The organism is Loktanella salsilacus (assembly GCF_024206795.1).
GTDB lineage: Bacteria > Pseudomonadota > Alphaproteobacteria > Rhodobacterales > Rhodobacteraceae > Loktanella > Loktanella salsilacus.
This window is the reverse complement of record NZ_CP072994.1, coordinates 347,894-366,911: the sequence shown is the minus strand read 5'-3', so window position 1 is coordinate 366,911 and position 19,018 is coordinate 347,894. Positions and strand designations below refer to the sequence as shown.

Below are 19,018 nucleotides of genomic sequence, written 5' to 3'. Positions count from 1 at the left end.
GTTCGATTCCCCGAAGCCTGCTATGTTGCTGGCAATCTGCTGCAAAGCAGCGCGCAGCGAAAGAACCAGCCGACGCAAATCGGCATGAATACGACAAGGGCGGACAAAGCGGGCCTTTACCGACGCAACGATGCACGGGTGCGCGCGTGACATGGCGGCTGCCGCGCCCTAGAACGTCAGGCAAAGGAAACAGGGAGCGAAGATGCTGATCTGCAAAACCGTGGCCGAGGTGAAAACCGCCGTGGCGGGCCTGCGCAAGGCAGGGACTGTCGGACTAGTGACAACGATGGGGGCGCTGCATGCGGGGCATATGGCGCTGGTCGCTGCTGCGGCCCGCGATCATGCATCGGTTGTTGCGACGATTTTCGTCAATCCGACCCAATTTGGCGACGCCAAGGATTTGGAAAACTATCCGCGCACCGAAGCGGCTGATCTGGCGATGCTAAAGGCCGCAGGCGTGGCGGCGGTGTTTATGCCGACCCCTGATGTGATGTATCCGGCGGGCGACGAGACGATCGTCGAGACGACGCATCTGGCGAATATTCTGCATGGCGCAGTGCGTCCGGGGCATTTTCGCGGCGTGGCGACGGTGGTGACCAAGCTGCTGAATATCGTGGGGCCTGATGCCGCCTACTTTGGCGAGAAGGATTACCAACAGCTTGCCGTCATCCGCCGCATGGTCGCCGATTTGTTCATCCCCGTGGCCATCCACGGCGTTCCAACAGTCAGAGAATCTGACGGGCTGGCGATGTCGTCACGCAACGTGCGCCTGATCGGGGACGAACGCTATGACGCGCGCGTTCTAAACCTGTCGCTGACCGTCGCCGCGGCGATGGTGAAAGAAGGCGCAACCATCGAGGTGATCGCCGAGACGATTTGCGGCGTCATCGCGTCGAAACGCGGGGCGACACTGGCGGGGCTGGATATCGTCGACGCCGAAACCTTTGCGCCCGTCACCGGCATCCCCACCCGGAAAATCGGCATCATGATCGCGGTCCAGTTCATGACCGTGTTACTTATCGACCAAAAGGAAATCACGCCATGAGCACGCAAACCCCAACCGTTCGCCGCACAACCGTGCCGCAAATCCGCAACCGCAAGGGCGGCGAGCCGATCGTCTCCCTGACGTCTTACCACGCGCATACCGCCGCGATCGTGGACAAATACGCCGACTTTATTCTGGTGGGCGACAGCCTTGGCATGGTGATGCACGGCATGGAAAGCACCGTTGGCGTGCCGCTGGACCTGATGATCATGCATGGCAAAGCTGTTGTGCGCGGCACCAAAAAGGCGCTGATCGTCGTGGACATGCCCTTTGGCACCTACGAGGAATCGCCCAATATGGCGTTCCGCAATGCGGCCAAGATCATGAAAGAAACCGGCTGCGGTGCGGTCAAGCTAGAAGGCGGCGCGCGCATGGCCGAGACGATCCACTTTCTGGTGGAACGCGGCATTCCCGTCATGGCCCACACCGGCCTGACGCCGCAATCGTCCCACGTTATGGGCGGTTTCAAAACCCAAGGCCGGGACGAGGAAAGCTGGGACGCGCACAGCAATGATGCCCGCGCTGTGGCCGACGCCGGTGCCTTTGCCGTTGTCCTAGAAGGCATGGTCGAGCCGCTGGCCGCCCGAATCACAAAAGAGGTCGAGATCCCGACCATCGGCATTGGGGCCTCTGCCGACTGCGACGGGCAGATTCTGGTGCTAGAGGATATGCTGGGCCTGAATCCCTGGACGCCAAAGTTCGTCAAGGTCTACGGCCAGCTTGGCCCGATGATCGAAGATTCCGTCAAACGCTATGCCGAAGACGTCAAATCCCGCGCATTCCCCACCGAAGACGAAGTATATCGCTAAGCCCCAAACGCCCGGAAAACAGCGCATCTGCGCCATCTTCCGGGCGTAACCCCCCAATATCGTTGATCTGTATTTGTATTTTTGACACGGGCTAGCCCGTTTCGTGATCTTTTGATCAGGAGGGGGGATCAATTGCGACAATTTAGTGTTATATCCCCAGTACCGCACGTCAGATGCGGATTTGAGGAGAGCACTATGAAACGCACCACGCTTTATGCGGTGGCTGCACTCATGGTTTTGGGCGGTTGTATTTCGCCAGAGCCAGAAGCAGGTCGCGCTGATACCAATATGATGCGGTTTTCAACCATGAGCTATTCGCCCGCGCTAGAGCGGTCAGAGTAGAAAAGCAAAAGGCGCAGAATATCTGCGCCTCATGCCATATTACCTACAGTTTTCAGGCTGCACTGCGATCGGTGCAGCCCTTTCGCCTTTGCGTCAGCCGGAAACGTCTTCATCCATAATCAGCGGCTCGAACGCAGGCAGGTCCGCTGGGACCGGGCCAACAACGCCGATTTCGACGGGCGGCGGCGGCATGCCGGTGGACGATGGCCGCGGCACAGGCGATGAAGCCGGGCCATCAAGCGACGTGGTGCTGACCGGCGTGGGTGGATCGACCAAGATCGGCTGTGGCACGGCGGGGATAACCAGCGGCACGGCGTTGCCGACCTGCGATTCTGATCCGTTAAAACTGGACGGCACTGGTGTGGCACAGGCCCCCAGCACAGCCAGCACGGCGGCTGGCATCACGAATTTCATCATCGACATTTCTCCTTTAAACATTGGGCCAGACGTGGCGCAAAGCGCGACCGCGTCAAACCCGCGGTGTTACATTTGCCCCGGCACGACCAAATCAGGCGGACGGTGGCCGTCGGCAAAGGTTTTAATGTTGATCAAAACCTTCTCTCCCATCTCGATCCGGCCTTCGGTGGTGGCCGAGCCCATATGAGGCAGCAAAATCACGTTGGGCAAGGCTTTCAGGCGGGGATTGATCTCTCCTCCGCGTTCGAACACATCAAGGCCAGCGCCTGCGATTTCATTGGCGCGCAGCATCCGAGTCAGCGCATTTTCGTCGATCACCTCGCCGCGGCTGGTGTTCACGATCACGGCGTCAGGCTTCATCAGCTTAAGCCGGCGGGCGTTCATCAGGTGGAATGTAGACGGCGTATGCGGGCAGTTGATGCTGATCACATCCATCCGCGCGACCATCTGATCAAGGCTTTCCCAATAGGTCGCGTCCAGCGGCTCCTCTGCCTCTGGCCGCAGGCGTTTACGGTTGTGATAATGGATCTGCATGCCAAAGGCGCGGGCGCGGCGCGCGACGGCTTGTCCAATCCGGCCCATCCCCAAAATGCCAAGGCGGCGGCCCGCGACGCGCCCGCCGAGCATGGCCGTCGGGGCCCAGCCCGCCCATTCGTCCGATTGCGCCACGCGCATGCCTTCGGGAATGCGGCGCAGCACGGATAGCATCAGCGCGAGGGTCATGTCAGCGGTGTCGTCGGTCAGCACACCCGGCGTGTTGGATACCAAGATCCCGCGCTGCCGCGCCGTGGCGACGTCGATATTATCGACCCCTGCCCCGTAGTTCGCTATTAGCTTCAACCGATCGCCGGCCTGCGCCAAGAGTCGCGCGTCAATCTGGTCGGTAATCGTCGGCACAAGCACATCCGCGTCCTGCATCGCCGCGACAAGCGCCTCGCGGGTCATTGGCGCGTCATCCTCGCGCAGCGTTACGTCGAACAATTCGGTCATCCGCGTCTCGACCACCTGCGGCAACCGTCGCGTGACGACAACACTCAGCTTCTTGCTCGGCATGTGGGCTCCTGCAGCACTTTTCAAAAGGTCGTTGTAGTGTCAGGTTGCCAGTCAGGGACGCGGGGCACAAGAACCAACGCGCCCATCAGGCGGATCGAGGCTGTACCCATGAAAATTACGCACATTCTGTGTCTTGTCCTTGCGACCTGTGTCGCGGTGCCAGCAAACGCGCAGGACACCACAGCCAATGTCGATGCGCCAGAGGTTGGGCCAGAGGTCGGGCCAGAAACGAACCTGCCCCTGCCCCGCTACGTCAGCCTCAAAGCGAAAGAGGCAAACGTGCGCCGCGGCCCCAGCCTGACGCACCGCATTGACTGGGTGTTCCAGCGCCGCGACATGCCATTGCAAGTCGTCGCCGAATACGGCCACTGGCGCCGGGTCATCGACCGCGACGGTCAAGGCGGCTGGGTCCATTACACCATGCTGTCGGGCGTGCGCACGGTCATCGTCGACCAAGACCGCCTGCCCCTGCGCGTCAAGCCCACCGATACCGCAGCCGAACGCGCCGAACTTGAACTGAACGTCATCGCCCGTCTTGGCGAGTGCGAGGCGGACTGGTGCGAACTGACCGCCGGCGGCTATACGGGCTGGGCGCATAAATCCGTGCTTTGGGGCGTCGACGCAGACTGACGCTTTCGCGCGCAGCGATCATGGGCTAGACGGCCCGCATGAGTAGCGCCGTATCCGATAAACGCCTGAACCTGTCCGCTGGCCTTTTGTCCTGCGCCGTCGCGCTGACGTTGGTCGTGGCGAAGCTTTGGGCATTTCAGCAGACCGGCTCTCTGGCCATTGCCGCCACGCTTGCCGATTCTGCGATGGACCTGATGATGTCGCTGGCCGCCTTGGCCGCCATCGCCTATGCCGCCAAACCCGCCGACGACGATCACAACTTTGGCCACACCTCGGCCGAGGATCTGGCGGCCCTTGGCCAGTCCCTAATTATCCTCGCCTCCTCTGCCGTGATCGGCACTGCGGCGGTCTGGCGGTTGTGGCAGGGTGATCCAAGCCTGCCCGAAAACGAAGGCGCTGGCATCGCGATCGTCACTCTTTCCATCGTGTTGACGCTGGGCCTTGTCGTCTGGCAGCGCCGGGTCGCGGCCCGTACCAACAACCCTGTCGTCAAGGCAGACAGCCTGCACTACTTGGGCGACCTGATCCCCAATGTCGGCGCGATCCTTGCGCTTTGGGCATCATCGGCATTGGGCCTTGCGCAGGTCGATAGTGTTGTCGCCTTGGGCGCGGCCTTGTTGCTGGCCTTCGGCGCGCTGCGCATCGGCAAAGAGGCGTGGGACGCCCTGATGGACCGGCAGGCCGACCCAGAGATGATCGCCGGAATCGCGGCCATCGCGCAGGGTTTCGACGGCGTACACGGCTTTCATGATCTGAAAACCCGCCGCGCTGGCAGCCGGGTCTTTGTGAACCTGCATATCGAACTGGACGGCGATCAGTCCCTGCACCGTGCCCACGCCATCGGCGCAGCCCTGCGCCGCGCGATCCTGCACACTTATCCCGGCGCCGATGTCCTGATCCACAAGGACCCCGTCGGGGTGCAAAAACACCCCGACGATCCATCCGTTTAGCGCTGCGCCCAAGATTTTTCGGACGAAAGGTTTTAGGCCGCCAGCCCGCGCCCTTTCAAAAGCGCCTCTACCCCCGGCATGCGCCCGCGGAACTGCTGGTAGAGCGCGGCCGCATCGACAGAGCCGCCAGAGGACAGCACAGTCTGCTCTAGCCGCTGCGCCAGCGCCGGATCAAACGGATCGCCCGCCTCTTCAAACGCAGCAAAGGCATCCGCGTCCATCACTTCGGACCACATGTAGCTGTAGTAGCCACTGGAATAGCCGTCACCCGCAAAAACATGGGCGAAATGCGGCGTCGCGTGCCGCATCCCTATAGCATGCGGCAGCCCCAGATCGCCCAGGATTTCCGCTTGCCGCTGCATCGGATCAGCCGGGGGCGGGCCCGCGTGAAATTCCAAATCGACCAAGGCGCTGGCGATATATTCGACCGTCTGAAAGCCCATGTCATAGGTGGCCGCGTTCAGCATACGGTCCAGCATGTCCTGCGGCATCGGTGCACCGGTTTCAGCATGAACGGCAAATTCGGACAGCACCGCAGGCACCTCCAGCCAATGCTCATACAGCTGGCTGGGCAGCTCGACAAAGTCCCGCGCCACGGACGTGCCGCTAATGCTTTCATAGGTCACATCCGACAGCATCTGGTGCAGGGCGTGGCCAAACTCGTGAAACAGCGTCCGTGCATCATCATAAGACAGCAGCGCGGGCTTGCCCGCTGCTGGCTTGGCAAAGTTGCATACGTTCACGACGATAGGCTGCACATCACCCGCCAGCTTTTGCTGGCTGCGCATCGCCATGCACCATGCGCCTGACCGCTTGGACGCGCGGGCAAAGTAATCGCCAACGAAAACAGCAATATGCTTGCCGTCCCGCGTCACGTTCCACAGCCGCACATCTGGGTGGTAAACCGGCCCGTCAAATGGTTCGAACTGCAGCCCAAACAACCGCGTCGCGCAGGCAAAAGACGCCTCGATCATGCGGTCAAGCTGCAGATAGGGCTTCAGCGCCGCCTCGTCCAAATCATGCTCGGCCTGACGGCGCTTTTCGGAATAATAGCGCCAATCCCAAGGCTCTAGCGGTCCTGCGATGCCGTCAGCGTGTAGCAGGGCGGTCAGCTTTTCGGCGTCCGCCTCAGCGGATGCCTTTGCCGGGGCCCAAACCTGCATCAACAGATCGCGGACCGCACCCGGCGTGCCCGCCATCTCTGTCTCCAGCTTATAATCGGCAAAGCTGTCATACCCCAAAAGCTTTGCCCGCTCGCCCCGCAGCGCCAGCGTTTCTGCCGCTAAGGCGCGGTTATCCGTCGCCCCGCCATTCATGCCCCGCGCCGTCCAAGCGGCATAGGCCCGCTGACGCAAATCGCGGCGCGGTGAAAACTGCAAGAATGGCACAATCAGCGACCGCGACAGGGTCACCACAGGCCCGCCATGATCACCGGCTTCGCCCGCCGCACGGGCCGCATCAATCACGAAATCGGGCAAGCCAACCAGATCTTCCTCGGCCAAAGGCATGAACCAATCCCGTTCATCCGCCAGCAAGTTTTGCGTAAATTGCGTGCCCAGAACCGCAAGCCGCGACTTCACATCCCGCAACCGGTCCGCAGCAGCTCCCGTCAGCTGCGCCCCCTGCCGCACGAAACTGCGCCGGCTCAGCATTAAGACGCGGGCCTGCTCGTCGCTCAGATCCAAATCATCCCGCCGCGTCCAAAGATCCTCGATCCGGGCAAACAGGGCCGCATTTGCAGTCACTTCCGACCCAAATGCGCTCAGCAGTGGGGAAAAGTCGCGCTGGAGCGCCTCGCGTGCCGGATTGCTGTCCGCCCCTGCCACGCCATAAAATACGCCCAAGACCCGCCCCAATGTCGCCTCCGCCAACTCCAGCGCCGCGATGGTGTTGTCAAAGGTCGGCGCATCCGGATTGTCCGCGATCGCTGCGATGTTGCCGCGCGCCTCGCTCAATGCGGCCTCAACGGCAGGCGCGAAATCGGCGTCTTTGATCGCATCAAATGGCGGCAAAGCATGGGGCGTATCCCAAGGGGTCAACAGCGGATTGGTCATAGCAAATCTCCTTTGCGCTCAAGGTAAGGCCGCACCCGCATAGGCGCCACCGCCCCGTGTTCATCTGGCAAAATAAACTCAATTCCGGCGCGCTCCCAAAGCGCAGGCCTTGTACATCATCTTGCTCTAAATACTCACCCGCGGCGCTGGCCCCGCTCGAACCGGCGCAGGACGATAGACAGGGTGATCGTCATGGTCAGATACACCAACGCCACGACGTTATAGGTCTCGAAATAGCGGAAATTGCCCGCCGCCAGCACCTTGCCCAGCTGCGTAATATCCGCGACGCCCAGCACCGACACCAAGGACGAATCCTTCACCATCGCCACGAAATCGTTGCCCAACGGCGGCAGGATCGTGCGGAACGCCTGCGGCCAAACCACAAAGCGGAAACGGTGCCAGCGTGACAGGCCCAAGGCGCGGCCTGCCTCGATCTGGCCTTTATCGACCGATTGCAAACCCGCACGAAACACTTCGGCCAGAAAGGCAGAGTAGGCCAGAAACAGGGCGATGATGGCACGCCAAAGCAGCGGAAAATCGCGGGTCCGCGCTTCTGGCAGGCCCAGTGCGTTCCACCCGGCCACCAGCGCCGGTGCCAGTACAAAGGCGACGTAAAGCAGCAAGACAAGGATCGGGATGCCGCGCATCACCTCGACATAGAACCGAGAGATTTGCCGCAGCACAATCGATCCCGACCCCGCCATCAACGCGAGCGAAAGCCCCAGCGCGCAGGCCATCGCGTAGCTGATGAGCGTGACGAACACCGTCGTCTTGACGCCCTGCATCAGCGTAACAAGCACACCCCTCGACGTAGGATCGCCCAGCACGGCGGCGAACATCGCAGCGCCGATCAGGCAGGCCGCAACCAGCCAATAGGGAAAGTCGCGGCCGCCGGGCGTCACGTTGTCTTATTCGCCCATTTTGAAATCAAGGAACCATTGGGTATTCAGCGCATCAAGCGTGCCGTCAGCCTTCATATCCGCAATGGCCAGATTGATTGGCCCGACAAGGGGCGAGCCTTTGGGAAAGATAAAGCCAAAGTCTTCTGTCCCCAGCTTCTCTCCAACGATCTTTAGCGCCCCATCAGAGGCATCGACATAGCCTTGCCCGGCTGTGCCGTCCGTCAGCACCAGATCAACATCGCCGGTGCGCAGCGCCTGCACTGTCGCGCCAAAGGTTTCCATCGTCCGAATCCGCGGGTTCGCCTCGTCCCCGTCCAACACGTCATAGACGCCGACGTAAAACGGCGTCGTCCCGGGCTGCGCGGCCATCAGCAGGTCGGCGTTGGCGGCAAAGCTGGCGGCATCGCTGAAACGGTCTTCATCGCCGCGCACCAGCATGACCATTTCGGATGTCATATAGGGGTCAGAAAAATCTACGACTTCAGCCCGGTCATCGCGGATCGTGATCCCGGTCATGCCGATGTCATACTGCGCTTCGGACACGGCGGGGATCATCGCGTCCCAGCTGCTGTTTTCATAGACGACGTCGATGTTCAGGCGGCGTGCGATCTCTGCCATCGCGTCATATTCCCAGCCGATCGCGTCGCCGTTCTGGATGAACTGCAACGGCGGATAGGCGTTTTCGGTCACGACGGTCACAACCTGCCCGCCCAGATCGGGCAGATGGCTTTCGGCGGTTGCAGTGGTCGCCAGCATAACGGCTGCAAGAGTGGTCAAGATTTTCATGGCAGTTCCGATCCCAGATGATGTCCCGGCTCAGACCTTGGCCGCTTGCGCGGCGGCCTGCAAGCCTTTGCCATGGCAGACGGCGCAATCGGCCCGCGGTGCCGCCTGCATGATCCGCGTATCGGCATAAAGCGCATCGTAAATCAGCAAACGCCCCCCCAGCCCCTGCCCGGCCCCGGTGATCGCCTTGACCGCCTCTAGCGCCATCATCGACCCCATGACGCCGGGCAGCGGGCCGATGACCCCCGCTTCGGCGCAGCTTGGCACAAGGCCGGGTGCAGGGCGATCTGGAAAGATGCAGGCAAAGCACGGCGTGCCATGGGCGGGATCATAAAGGCTGATCTGCCCCTCCCACTGGGTCATCGCGGCCGCGATCAGCGGCACGCCCAGTGCGGTGCAGGTCTGGTTTACCAGATAGCGCGTATCGAAATTATCGCAGCCATCCAGCACCAGATCATACTCGGCGATCAAATCAGCCGCGATCTCGGCGGTCAGGCGGCGCTGATAGGGTCGCACCCTGACATGGCGATTGCGGCGCGTGATCTCTTGCGCGGCGATCTGGACCTTGGGCTGGCCCACGTCAGCCTCGCCGTAAATCACTTGTCGCTGCAGGTTGCTGTTGTCGACCACATCGTCATCAATGATGCCGATCGTCCCAACCCCGCTCGCGGCCAGATATTGCAGCGCGGGCGATCCCAGCCCGCCTGCCCCGATCACCAGCACCTTTGCGCGGCCCAAGGCCGCCTGCCCGGTGCCGCCGACTTCGCGCAGCATGATGTGGCGCGCATAGCGTTGCAGTTCATCGTCCGAAAAGCCCGCCTTGGCCGCCGCGGCCGGCGCGGGCTTTGCCTGCGCGCGCGATTTGACGGCGCGCAAAATCGCGGCATAGCCCCAGATCACAGCGCCAAACCCAAGAAGCAGCAGCCACAGGCGCACATCACCGCCCGTCGCCTCGCGCAGCGGGTGACCGGTGGGCAAGGCAAGCTGCACTGCAATCACGGCGCCAATGAGCAGCGCCAGCATGACCCACCGCGCCCGGCGCGGCGCGCCCATAGCCGCCCCAACGCCCCAAATTACGGCAGCCAGAAACCCGACCATAATCATGATGCGCCCCCATCTGTTCCAGACCCAGTTGATCCAAACCCTCCGGCACCCCGCGCCGTATTGTCCAGATCACCCAGCGCAAAATCAGCCTGCACGACAGGGGCCACGACCAGCTGCGCAATCCGCATTCCGTGCGTCACAGTGAACGCTTCTTGTCCTAAGTTCACGACAAGCACCCCCAGCGGGCCACGATAATCGCTATCGATCGTGCCCGGCGCATTCACCAGCGCAATCCCGTGCTTCATTGCCAGGCCGGAACGGGCGCGGACCTGCACCTCGAATCCCTGCGGAATCGCAAGGCGCAACCCTGTCGGGATCAAGGCCCGCGCACCGGGGGCCAGCGTCATGCCCAACGCCCGATCATCCGCATCCAAATTCGCACAAACATCCGCACCCGCCGCCCCCGCGCTCTGATAGCTGGGCAGTGGCAATGCCTCATCAGCTCCCGCAACATAAGCCAGCGCGACACGCATTTCCGGTTTCATCTTGCCAAAAATACTCCCTTCTATGTCATTCGGCGCAGCCGAATTAACCTCCGATGCCCCGACGCTCATCCCAGCGCCTCGGCCATGCGCTGCGCAAGACGCTGCGCCACCGCTGCCTTGGCCATGCGCGGCCAATCCTCGGCACCCTTAGCGGTAATCAGGGTAACCGCGTTTTCCGTGCCGCCCATGATGCCTGTGCCGTCGCTAACGTCATTCGCCACGATCCAATCGCACCCTTTGCGCGCGCGCTTTTGACTCGCCAGTTCAGTCACATCCTGCGTTTCTGCGGCAAAACCCACGACGAGCGCGGGGCGCATCGCTGCGTCCAAACCGCTGACAGCGGCAAGGATGTCGGGATTTTCTGCAAACTCTAGCGCGGGCAGACCGCCTGCGGTTTTCTTTATCTTTTGCGTGCCTGCATTCGCCACACGCCAGTCGGCCACAGCGGCGGCAAAGACGGCGGCCTGCGCGGGCAGCGCGGCCATCACGGCGTCTTTCATCTGCTGGGCGGTCTCAACTTTGACCAGCGTCACGCCTGTCGGCGGCGGCACGCTTGCGGGGCCGGTGACAAAGGTCACCTGCGCGCCCAGCGCGACCAAAGCCTGCGCAATCGCCGTGCCCTGCGCACCAGAGGACCGGTTCGCGATATAGCGCACAGGGTCAATCGGCTCGTGCGTGGGGCCAGAGGTCACGATGATATGCTTCCCGCTCAGCGGGCCGCTGGCAAAGTGGCTCTGGATCGCAGCCAAGATCGCCGCAGGTTCAGCCAGACGCCCCGGACCATGTTCCCCGCACGCCATATCGCCCACGTCAGGGCCGACAAAGCTGACGCCGTCGCCCTGCAAGACTGCCAGATTGCGCTGCGTAGCGGGGTGGTCCCACATCCGCACGTTCATCGCCGGAGCCATCATCACAGGCGTGTCCGTGGCCAGCAAAAGCGTTGTCGCCAGATCGCCTGCCAGCCCGGTTGCGGCCTTGGCCATCAGGTCGGCTGTGGCCGGGGCAACGACAATCAGATCAGCGACGCGAGACAGTTGGATATGACCCATCTCTGCCTCGTCCGTCAGATCGAACAGATCGGTATAGGCCTTTTCCCCCGCTAGCGCCGCAACGCTCAGCGGGGTTACAAATTCGGATGCCGCGCGCGTCATGACTGGGGTCACCGCCGCGCCCGCAGTCCGTAGCAGACGGATCAGTTCCAGCGATTTATAAGCCGCGATACCGCCGCCAATGATCAGCAAAATACGCTTGTCGTGCAGCATGGACCCGCCCCCTTTGTTGCGCTCCAGATGTAGGGGGCCAAACCCGCGATGACAACAAGGCTAGTTGGTGAAGGCAGCGCAGGGATCGGGACGATTGGCCGGATCGGACAGGATGATCCTGTCGAAAGCGCCCTGAACATCCGTGCCGGGCGCGCTGCCCTCGAACTGGCCCAAGGCAAAGACAGATAAATCAAGGCGGGCGGCGGCCAGATAGGACGGCACGCCGACGTCCTTGCGCGCATGCCCGGTGCCTGTGATCAGCACGACCGGACCGCCCATATCATCAAACGCACCCGCTGCGGCGCGGGCGAATGCAACGTCGCGCAGCTGCTGCGCCGCGACCATGCCGGGTAGCATCTCGGGCGGTAAGGCACCGCAATGCGCCTCTGCCTGTTCTGCCTCGCGTGCTTGCTGATCGGCTGGGGCGATTGGCGATAGCCACATCGCAGCCGCTGAACCCAAGGCCGCGGCGGTGCCGTCCTGCATCGCTGTCATCACGCGTTCGCGCGGCACAGCTGCGCCAATGATCGCCGCCTTCGGCGCTGCGGCAAAGATGGGTGCATAGATCGCGAAATCTGGCCAGCCGCTGTTTGCCCAATCCGTCGCCTGCGCCACCGCATCTGGATCGCTGCGATCCACGCCCATCGCCGCCTTGGCCTGCGCAGGGGTCAGCATTTCAAACACCATCGCGCGCGGCGCGACCTTTTCGATGATCTGCGCCTGCACCACGTGGGTCGCAGCGTTGTCATGCACTTCGCCCAGAACGAAAATGTCGGCCCGTGGCAGCGGGCCGACATCTGCGGCCACAGGGGCCACTTGCCCGACCAGCACAGCGAGCAGATCAGGTGCTTTAAGATCATGCGAAAAACGCAACCACTTCGCGGCTTTGGCTTTCCAAGTTCTTGCGCATTTTGCCAAAGGCTGCGGCCTCTAGCTGGCGCACGCGCTCTTTGCTCAGGCCCAACTCGCCACCAAGGCTTTCCAGCGTGCGCGGGTCGTCACGCAGCTTACGCTCTCGCACGATAAACCGCTCGCGGTCGTTCAGATCGCCCAGCGCTGTCAGCAGCCACTGACGCAGCTGCGCGTTATCATGAGCCAGTTCGACGTTTTCCGCCGCCTGAGAGCTGTCGTCTTCCAGCGCATCAATCCACTCGCGGCCTTCATCCTCGGACGACTGGGTCGCGTTCAGGCTGAAATCGGAACCGGACAGGCGGCCTTCCATCATCTCGACATCATGCAGTGGCACGCCGACTTCGGTCGCGATCATCTGGCGCATAATGTGGCCTTCCAGCTTGCGCCCTTCTGCAGCGGCTTCCCGTTCCAGCCGGGCCTGCACGCGGCGCAGGTTGAAAAACAACGATTTCTGAGAGGACGTGGACCCGGTGCGCACCATCGACCAGTTGCGCATCACATAGTCCTGAATGCTCGCCTTGATCCACCAGACCGCATAGGTCGAAAACCGCACGCCGCGGTCGGGATCGAACTTTTCGGCCGCCTTCATGAGACCCACAGAGGCCTCTTGAATGAGGTCGTTCATCGGTGCCCCGTACCGCTTGAATTTCGCAGCCATCGAAATCGCCAAACGCATGTAGGCGGTGATCAGGCGGTGCAGGCTTTCCTCGCACCGCTCATCCCGCCATGCATAAGCTAACCGCAGTTCGGTTTCAGCATCCAGCAGCTCTGCTTTCATCGCAGTCCGCGACATGGTTTGATCTGAATATCCGTCAAAAGCCATTGTGGTATCCCCCAGGGTTGCGCGAACTGCTTGTGTCTTTTGGCGAGGCAGTCTCTATGTGAGTTCAAACCCGTTGCCGCAGCGAAAGTTCCATGAAGAAGTTGCATAGCCTCACATTCATACTAGGTGGCGCGTCGTCAGGGAAATCGGCCTACGCAGAAGGTCTGGTGATTTCCACAGGCAGACCAAAGACTTACATCGCGACCGCGCAGGCCTTTGACGCCGAGATGGAAGCAAAAATCGCCGCGCATATTATCCAGCGCGGACCCGGCTGGACGACAGCGGACGCGCCGCTTGACCCTGCGTCGGTGCTGCGGCGGCAAGGGCCTGGCGACATCGCGCTGCTGGACTGCGTGACGCTTTGGCTGACAAACGTGCTGCTGGCTGACCGCGACATATCAGCTGCCTGCGATGACCTGCTCGCCGCCCTTGCTGCCTGCCCCTGCCCTGTGGTCGTCGTATCGAACGAGGTCGGGATGGGCATCGTCCCCGACAACGCGCTCTCTCGGCGGTTTCGGAACGCGCAGGGCCAGATCAACCGCCGCCTTGCCGCGCAGGCAGACACTGTGGTTGCCGTCATGGCAGGCCTGCCGCTGGCGTTGAAAGGCGATTTGCCGTGACCCGGCTGTGGCTTGTGCGTCATGGCCCCACCCATCAAAAGGTGATGACGGGTTGGCGCGATGTACCGGTTGATCTGTCCGATACGGCAGCGCTGGCACGGCTCAACGCCTACCTGCCACAGGATGCATTGATCGTCTCGTCTGACCTAACACGCGCTGTGCAAACCGCCGACGCCCTGACCGCCAGCCGCACCCGCCTGCCCCACCGCAGCGACCTGCGAGAGATCGACTTTGGCGCGTGGGACGGGTTGCACCACACGCAAGTCAGTGCGCGCGATCCCGTGTTGTCACGTCAGTTTTGGGAAAACCCCGGCGATCTGAAAGCGCCCGATGGCGAAAGCTGGAACGCCGTCACAGCCCGGGTCGTAACTGCTATTCATGCGCTGATGACCACCCATACCCCGGCCCACCTGATCATCGTGGCGCATATGGGCGCGATCATGTCACAAATCCCCCGCGCAACGGGCCAGACAGCCTATCAGGCCATGGCGCACAGCATCGACCCGCTTGGCGTGACCGACATCACCGCCCACGCGGACCGCTGGCATATCGGCCAAATCAACCACCGCCCATAAGGACAAAGCCGCCATGACCCATCAGCTGATCATCGGAAATCGCCTCTACTTCAGCTGGTCGCTTGCCGCGTGGTTGATGGTCGAACGTTTCGGTCTGGCGGATCAGGTCAAGACAACTGTGCTCTACCCCGCATCAGAGGACGGCGTAGCCGCGCTGATGACAGATTACGCCCCAGCGCGCACACTGCCCACGATGATTACCGCGGGCGGCGCGACCCTGTCCGACAGCATGGCCATCGCTGAAGAGCTCGCAAGCCTTTACCCAAACGCGGGCCTGTGGCCAGCAGCCCCCCTTGCCCGCGGCACTGCCCGCACGCTTGCCAACGAGATGCACAGCAGCTTCCGCAATCTGCGATCAGACTGGCCCGTCAACCTGCATCGCAGCTACGCCCCAATCATACCCTCCCCCGCGGTCGCGGCGGAGCTGAACCGGCTAGAGGAAATTTGGACCCACGCCCGCCGCGTCACAGGCCAAGACACACCCTGGCTGTGCGGCGATTACAGCATTGCTGATGCGATTTTCGCCCCCATGGCCGTGCGACTGGCCAACTACGGTTTTGACACGCGCCCCACAACGAAAGCCTATGTCGCCGCCCATCTGGCCGATCCGGCCCTGCGCCGCTGGCGCGCGATGGGGCTGGCCGCGAACCAGACCTCTGACGTTTTCGAATACGATGGCTCTGCGCGCCCATGGCCCGGCCCCGCGCCGCTCGCCGCCGCGCCCGTCACCGATGGCACGGCAGAAAACGAAACTTGCCCATACTCCGGCGATCCTGTCACCCACCTGCTGAAAATTGGCGGCCGGATCTTCGGCTTCTGCAATGCCTTCTGCCGGGACAAAACCGTTGCCGATCCCGCCGCATGGCCCGCTTTCATGGCCCTGTATCAGAGTTGATCCAGCTTCACCTTGCCAAATAAACTCCCGCCGGAGCCACCGAATTTTCATCCGAAAATTCGGAACACCTCCCGCACGCCAGCCTGCCTTAGACTTCCTTCGTCAGAGTCAGACGAAAGCTCACGGCCTCGGCGATATGATTGCGCTGCACATCTGCTGATCCATCCAGATCTGCGATCGTGCGCGCGACCCGCAGGACACGGTGATAGCCGCGGGCAGACAGCCCAAACCGCTCTGCCACGCGCAGCAGCAAATCGCGGCCCTCTGCGTCAGGGGTCGCGACTTGTTCCAGTACAGCGCCTTGCGCATCTGCGTTGGCCCACATCCCCGCGTGGCCGTCGTAACGTGCGACTTGTACCGCGCGGGCCTGGGCAACACGCGCTGCGATATCGGCTGATGTGTCGCCGGACATCGGCAGATCAAGGTCGGTAAAGGCAACGGGGGGCACCTCGATCCGCAGATCGAAGCGGTCCATCAGGGGGCCGCTGATCCGGCCCATATAATCCTCTCCGCAGATCGGCGCGCGACTGCAGGCGCGGGCGGCGTCGGCCAGATAGCCGCATTTGCAGGGGTTCGCCGCGGCGATCAGCATAAAGCGGCAGGGGTAGCGGACGTGGGCATTGGCGCGGGCGACGACGACCTCGCCCGTTTCAATCGGTTGGCGCAGGGTTTCCAGAACGGCGCGCGGGAACTCGGGAAATTCGTCCATGAACAGCACGCCGTTGTGGGCGAGGCTGATCTCTCCTGGCTTTGCGCCGCGCCCGCCGCCGACGATGGCCGCCATTGATGCAGTGTGGTGCGGTTCGCGAAACGGGCGGGTGCGGGAAATGCCGCCGTCGTCCAGAAGTCCAGCAAGCGAGTGAATCATCGACGTCTCCAGCGCCTCAATCGGAGTGAGGGCGGGCAGAATGCCGGGAATACGGGCGGCAAGCATGGATTTGCCAGAGCCGGGGCTGCCGACCAGCAGCATATGATGCCGCCCAGCCGCGGCGATTTCCAAGCCACGCTTAGCGCGTTCTTGTCCTTTGACTTCTGACAGGCAGCGCGCGCCGCTCGCATGGGTCACATCGCCGGGCACCGCGGGGTCCAAGACAGCGCGGCCGGTCAGATGAGAGATGGCCTGCGCAAGTGACGTTGGTGCGATCACGCGGACGCTGTCGACCCATGCCGCCTCTGCCCCGCAGGCGGCGGGGCACATCAAGGATCGGTCGCCGTCACCCGCCGCCACTGCAGCAGGCAGCGCGCCGATCACGGGGACCAGTGTGCCGTCAAGCGACAGCTCGCCCAGCGCCACAAGGTCGGAGACTTCTTCATGCGGAACGACGTCCAGCGCCGCCAAGACCGCCAGCGCGATGGGCAGGTCAAAGTGAGAACCCTCTTTCGGCATATCAGCGGGAGAGAGGTTGATGCTGATCCGCTGACTGGGCAGCGCGATCGCCATCGCCGTCAGCGCAGCGCGGACCCGCTCGCGCGCCTCTGACACAGCTTTGTCGGGCAGGCCGACGATAGAAAACCCCGGCAGGCCGGGACTGATCGCGCATTGCACCTGCACCAGACGCGCATCGATGCCGTCGAAAGCGACGGTATAGGCCATCGCAACCATGCGCGCTCCTTAGATTAACTACGGTTAACAGGTAGCGGTGCGATGGTTGCTAATTGGTTAATTCAGGCGAGCAGATGTGAGGTTTTCCGCGTTGCGAAAAACCCCAGCGCGCCGCGCGGGAGTTTATTTGGCCAGATGAAATGGGCCAACTGCCAATTATGTCGCGGGGCCGGTGACGCGGTTGACGTGGCCCATTTTGCGGCCGGGGCGTGCCTGCGGTTTGCCGTAAAGGTGCAGGCTCGCGGGCTCTTTTGCGATCAGCGGGATGCGATCCACGTCGTCGCCGATCAGGTTTTCCATCGTGACGTTGCTGTGCCGTGACCCATCGCCCAGCGGCCAGCCCGCAACCGCACGGATGTGCTGTTCAAACTGGTCGATGGCGCAGCCGTTTTGCGTCCAGTGACCGGAGTTATGCACGCGCGGCGCGATTTCGTTCACGATAAGGGCTTTGGGCGTTACGAAGAGTTCGACGCCAAGGACACCGACATAGTCGAGCGCGTTCAAGACACGCGCGGCGATCAGGATGGCGTCTGTGCGCTGGGTCGGCGTCAGGGTCGCTGGGACCGTGGTGGTGTGCAAGATACCGCTGTGATGGACGTTCTGTCCGGGATCGAAACAGGCGACCGCGCCGTCTTGGCCGCGGGCGGCGATGACGGAAACCTCGTGCGTGAAATCGACGAAACCTTCAAGGATCGCAGGCTGGCCGTTCATATCGGCCAGCGCAGTTGCGGCGTCTTCCGGCGTCATGATGCGCGCCTGTCCCTTACCGTCATAGCCCATGCGGCGGGTTTTCAGGATCGCGGGGGTGCCGATGGTGGCGATTGCAGCGTCAAGGCTGGCTGCATCGGTGATATCGGCAAAGGGGGCGGTGGTCAGACCGAGGCCTTGTAGAAACGCCTTTTCGGTCAGCCGGTCCTGAGAGGTCGCGAGGGCCGTGCGGGGCGGATGAATCGGGCGCAGCGCCTCGATCGTATCAAGGGCGGCGGTCGGGATGTTTTCGAATTCAAAGGTGATGACGTCGCAGGATTGCGCAAAGCGGGTCAAGGCGTCGGTATCGTCGTAATCCGCCTGCATGTGAAAGTTCGCGACATGAGACGCGGGGCAGTCGCCGGCGGGTTCAAAGATGCAGGTTTTAAAGCCAAGGCGCGCGGCCGCGACGGACAGCATACGCCCTAATTGGCCGCCGCCCAAAATGCCGATGGTTGCGCCGGGGGCAAGCGGTTTAGTCATCAATCGGCTCCTGCGGGATAGAGGCAGACAAATCGCTGCGCCATTGGTCAAGGCGCTGCGCCAAAGCGGGATCATGCAGCGCAAGGATCGCGGCGGCCATCAGGCCCGCGTTCGCCGCGCCGGCTGCGCCAATCGCCATGGTGCCGACGGGAAAACCCCGCGGCATTTGCAAAATGGAATAAAGGCTATCGACACCCGACAGCGCGCGGGTCTGGATCGGCACGCCCAGCACGGGCACGCGGGTTTTCGACGCCATCATACCGGGCAGATGGGCCGCGCCCCCTGCCCCGGCGATGATGACCTGCAGGCCGCGATCAACGGCCGTTTTGCCATAATCCCACAGCCTGTCGGGCGTCCGGTGGGCGCTGACGATCTTTTTCTCGTACGGGATACCAAGCGCATCTAGGATGTCGGCGGCTTCTTTCATGGTGGGCCAATCGGATTGGCTGCCCATGATGATGCCGATCTGCACGTCTGCCATGACGTCCCCCTTGTGCTGTTGCATTTGCCTTATACCGCGC

The 19,018-nt window shown here is 62.4% G+C and carries 21 protein-coding genes; 8 read left to right on the top strand and 13 right to left on the bottom strand.

The features are described 5' to 3' along the window. Nucleotides 1-202: 202 nt before the first annotated feature. The 3 genes from panC to KBW81_RS01935 all read left to right on the top strand — a co-directional run bounded on the left by panC (nt 203) and on the right by KBW81_RS01935 (nt 2,196). Nucleotides 203-1,045: a pantoate--beta-alanine ligase gene (panC, locus tag KBW81_RS01945; RefSeq protein WP_254248125.1), complete on the top strand. Its 843-nt coding sequence runs from the start codon at nt 203-205 to the stop codon at nt 1,043-1,045. Further along, nucleotides 1,042-1,854, top strand: coding sequence for a 3-methyl-2-oxobutanoate hydroxymethyltransferase (gene panB, locus KBW81_RS01940; protein WP_090190492.1), 813 nt, complete (start codon nt 1,042-1,044; stop codon nt 1,852-1,854). The genes panC and panB overlap by 4 nt, the downstream gene beginning before the upstream one ends. Before the next feature lie 195 nt (nt 1,855-2,049). Then, the gene (locus KBW81_RS01935; RefSeq protein WP_254248124.1) at nt 2,050-2,196 is read left to right on the top strand and encodes a hypothetical protein; all 147 of its coding nucleotides are present in this window, start codon (nt 2,050-2,052) and stop codon (nt 2,194-2,196) included. A gap of 93 nt (nt 2,197-2,289) precedes the next feature. On the opposite strand, the gene KBW81_RS01930 is transcribed toward KBW81_RS01935, so the two are convergent. Beyond that, nucleotides 2,290-2,613 carry a hypothetical protein gene (locus tag KBW81_RS01930; RefSeq protein WP_090190490.1) on the bottom strand — a complete coding sequence of 108 codons (324 nt, stop codon included), beginning with the start codon at nt 2,611-2,613 and terminating at the stop codon, nt 2,290-2,292. Between the two features lie 66 nt (nt 2,614-2,679). Then, nucleotides 2,680-3,666, bottom strand: a complete 987-nt coding sequence (locus KBW81_RS01925) for a 2-hydroxyacid dehydrogenase (protein WP_090190489.1) — start codon at nt 3,664-3,666, stop codon at nt 2,680-2,682. A 108-nt stretch (nt 3,667-3,774) separates the two neighbouring features. Between KBW81_RS01925 and KBW81_RS01920 the strand changes: the two genes are divergently transcribed. Further along, nucleotides 3,775-4,296 carry an SH3 domain-containing protein gene (locus KBW81_RS01920; protein ID WP_254248123.1) on the top strand — a complete coding sequence of 174 codons (522 nt, stop codon included), beginning with the start codon at nt 3,775-3,777 and terminating at the stop codon, nt 4,294-4,296. 38 nt (nt 4,297-4,334) lie between these two features. Further along, the gene (locus tag KBW81_RS01915; RefSeq protein ID WP_090190485.1) at nt 4,335-5,246 is read left to right on the top strand and encodes a cation diffusion facilitator family transporter; all 912 of its coding nucleotides are present in this window, start codon (nt 4,335-4,337) and stop codon (nt 5,244-5,246) included. A gap of 32 nt (nt 5,247-5,278) precedes the next feature. Here the strand turns inward: KBW81_RS01915 and KBW81_RS01910 are convergent, their stop codons facing one another. The 8 genes from KBW81_RS01910 to KBW81_RS01875 all read right to left on the bottom strand — a co-directional run bounded on the left by KBW81_RS01910 (nt 5,279) and on the right by KBW81_RS01875 (nt 13,574). Further along, nucleotides 5,279-7,300 (bottom strand): M3 family metallopeptidase, encoded by a 2,022-nt coding sequence (locus KBW81_RS01910; RefSeq protein ID WP_254248122.1) that lies wholly within the window; start codon nt 7,298-7,300, stop codon nt 5,279-5,281. A gap of 134 nt (nt 7,301-7,434) precedes the next feature. Next, on the bottom strand, nt 7,435-8,202 hold the full coding sequence (locus KBW81_RS01905; protein WP_254248121.1) for an amino acid ABC transporter permease: 768 nt from the start codon (nt 8,200-8,202) through the stop codon (nt 7,435-7,437). A 6-nt stretch (nt 8,203-8,208) separates the two neighbouring features. Beyond that, on the bottom strand, nt 8,209-8,988 hold the full coding sequence (locus tag KBW81_RS01900; protein ID WP_254248120.1) for a transporter substrate-binding domain-containing protein: 780 nt from the start codon (nt 8,986-8,988) through the stop codon (nt 8,209-8,211). A 30-nt stretch (nt 8,989-9,018) separates the two neighbouring features. Beyond that, nucleotides 9,019-10,092: a HesA/MoeB/ThiF family protein gene (locus KBW81_RS01895; protein WP_254248119.1), complete on the bottom strand. Its 1,074-nt coding sequence runs from the start codon at nt 10,090-10,092 to the stop codon at nt 9,019-9,021. Next, nucleotides 10,089-10,577: a dUTP diphosphatase gene (dut, locus tag KBW81_RS01890; protein WP_254248118.1), complete on the bottom strand. Its 489-nt coding sequence runs from the start codon at nt 10,575-10,577 to the stop codon at nt 10,089-10,091. The genes KBW81_RS01895 and dut overlap by 4 nt, the downstream gene beginning before the upstream one ends. Nucleotides 10,578-10,642: 65 nt before the next feature. Then, nucleotides 10,643-11,839 carry a bifunctional phosphopantothenoylcysteine decarboxylase/phosphopantothenate--cysteine ligase CoaBC gene (gene coaBC, locus KBW81_RS01885; protein WP_254248117.1) on the bottom strand — a complete coding sequence of 399 codons (1,197 nt, stop codon included), beginning with the start codon at nt 11,837-11,839 and terminating at the stop codon, nt 10,643-10,645. Nucleotides 11,840-11,899: 60 nt separating this feature from the next. Beyond that, nucleotides 11,900-12,712 (bottom strand): ChaN family lipoprotein, encoded by an 813-nt coding sequence (locus KBW81_RS01880; RefSeq protein WP_254248116.1) that lies wholly within the window; start codon nt 12,710-12,712, stop codon nt 11,900-11,902. Continuing rightward, nucleotides 12,696-13,574 (bottom strand): RNA polymerase factor sigma-32, encoded by an 879-nt coding sequence (locus tag KBW81_RS01875; RefSeq protein ID WP_090190473.1) that lies wholly within the window; start codon nt 13,572-13,574, stop codon nt 12,696-12,698. The genes KBW81_RS01880 and KBW81_RS01875 overlap by 17 nt, the downstream gene beginning before the upstream one ends. Nucleotides 13,575-13,666: 92 nt before the next feature. Here KBW81_RS01875 and cobU point away from each other — a divergent pair, with 92 nt between their 5' ends. From cobU to KBW81_RS01860, 3 genes are read left to right on the top strand one after another with little or no spacing between them, the layout of a single operon-like run. After that, nucleotides 13,667-14,194 carry a bifunctional adenosylcobinamide kinase/adenosylcobinamide-phosphate guanylyltransferase gene (cobU, locus tag KBW81_RS01870; protein WP_254248115.1) on the top strand — a complete coding sequence of 176 codons (528 nt, stop codon included), beginning with the start codon at nt 13,667-13,669 and terminating at the stop codon, nt 14,192-14,194. Beyond that, nucleotides 14,191-14,769 carry a histidine phosphatase family protein gene (locus tag KBW81_RS01865; RefSeq protein ID WP_254248114.1) on the top strand — a complete coding sequence of 193 codons (579 nt, stop codon included), beginning with the start codon at nt 14,191-14,193 and terminating at the stop codon, nt 14,767-14,769. Before cobU ends, KBW81_RS01865 begins: the two co-directional genes overlap by 4 nt. A gap of 13 nt (nt 14,770-14,782) precedes the next feature. Beyond that, nucleotides 14,783-15,664 (top strand): glutathione S-transferase, encoded by an 882-nt coding sequence (locus KBW81_RS01860; protein ID WP_254248113.1) that lies wholly within the window; start codon nt 14,783-14,785, stop codon nt 15,662-15,664. 88 nt (nt 15,665-15,752) lie between these two features. On the opposite strand, the gene KBW81_RS01855 is transcribed toward KBW81_RS01860, so the two are convergent. From KBW81_RS01855 to purE, 3 genes are all read right to left on the bottom strand, one after another. Continuing rightward, nucleotides 15,753-17,267: a YifB family Mg chelatase-like AAA ATPase gene (locus KBW81_RS01855; RefSeq protein WP_254248112.1), complete on the bottom strand. Its 1,515-nt coding sequence runs from the start codon at nt 17,265-17,267 to the stop codon at nt 15,753-15,755. Nucleotides 17,268-17,423: 156 nt separating this feature from the next. Then, nucleotides 17,424-18,497 carry a 5-(carboxyamino)imidazole ribonucleotide synthase gene (locus KBW81_RS01850; RefSeq protein WP_254248111.1) on the bottom strand — a complete coding sequence of 358 codons (1,074 nt, stop codon included), beginning with the start codon at nt 18,495-18,497 and terminating at the stop codon, nt 17,424-17,426. Further along, nucleotides 18,490-18,978: a 5-(carboxyamino)imidazole ribonucleotide mutase gene (gene purE, locus KBW81_RS01845; protein WP_090190464.1), complete on the bottom strand. Its 489-nt coding sequence runs from the start codon at nt 18,976-18,978 to the stop codon at nt 18,490-18,492. Before purE ends, KBW81_RS01850 begins: the two co-directional genes overlap by 8 nt. Nucleotides 18,979-19,018 lie beyond the last annotated feature (40 nt).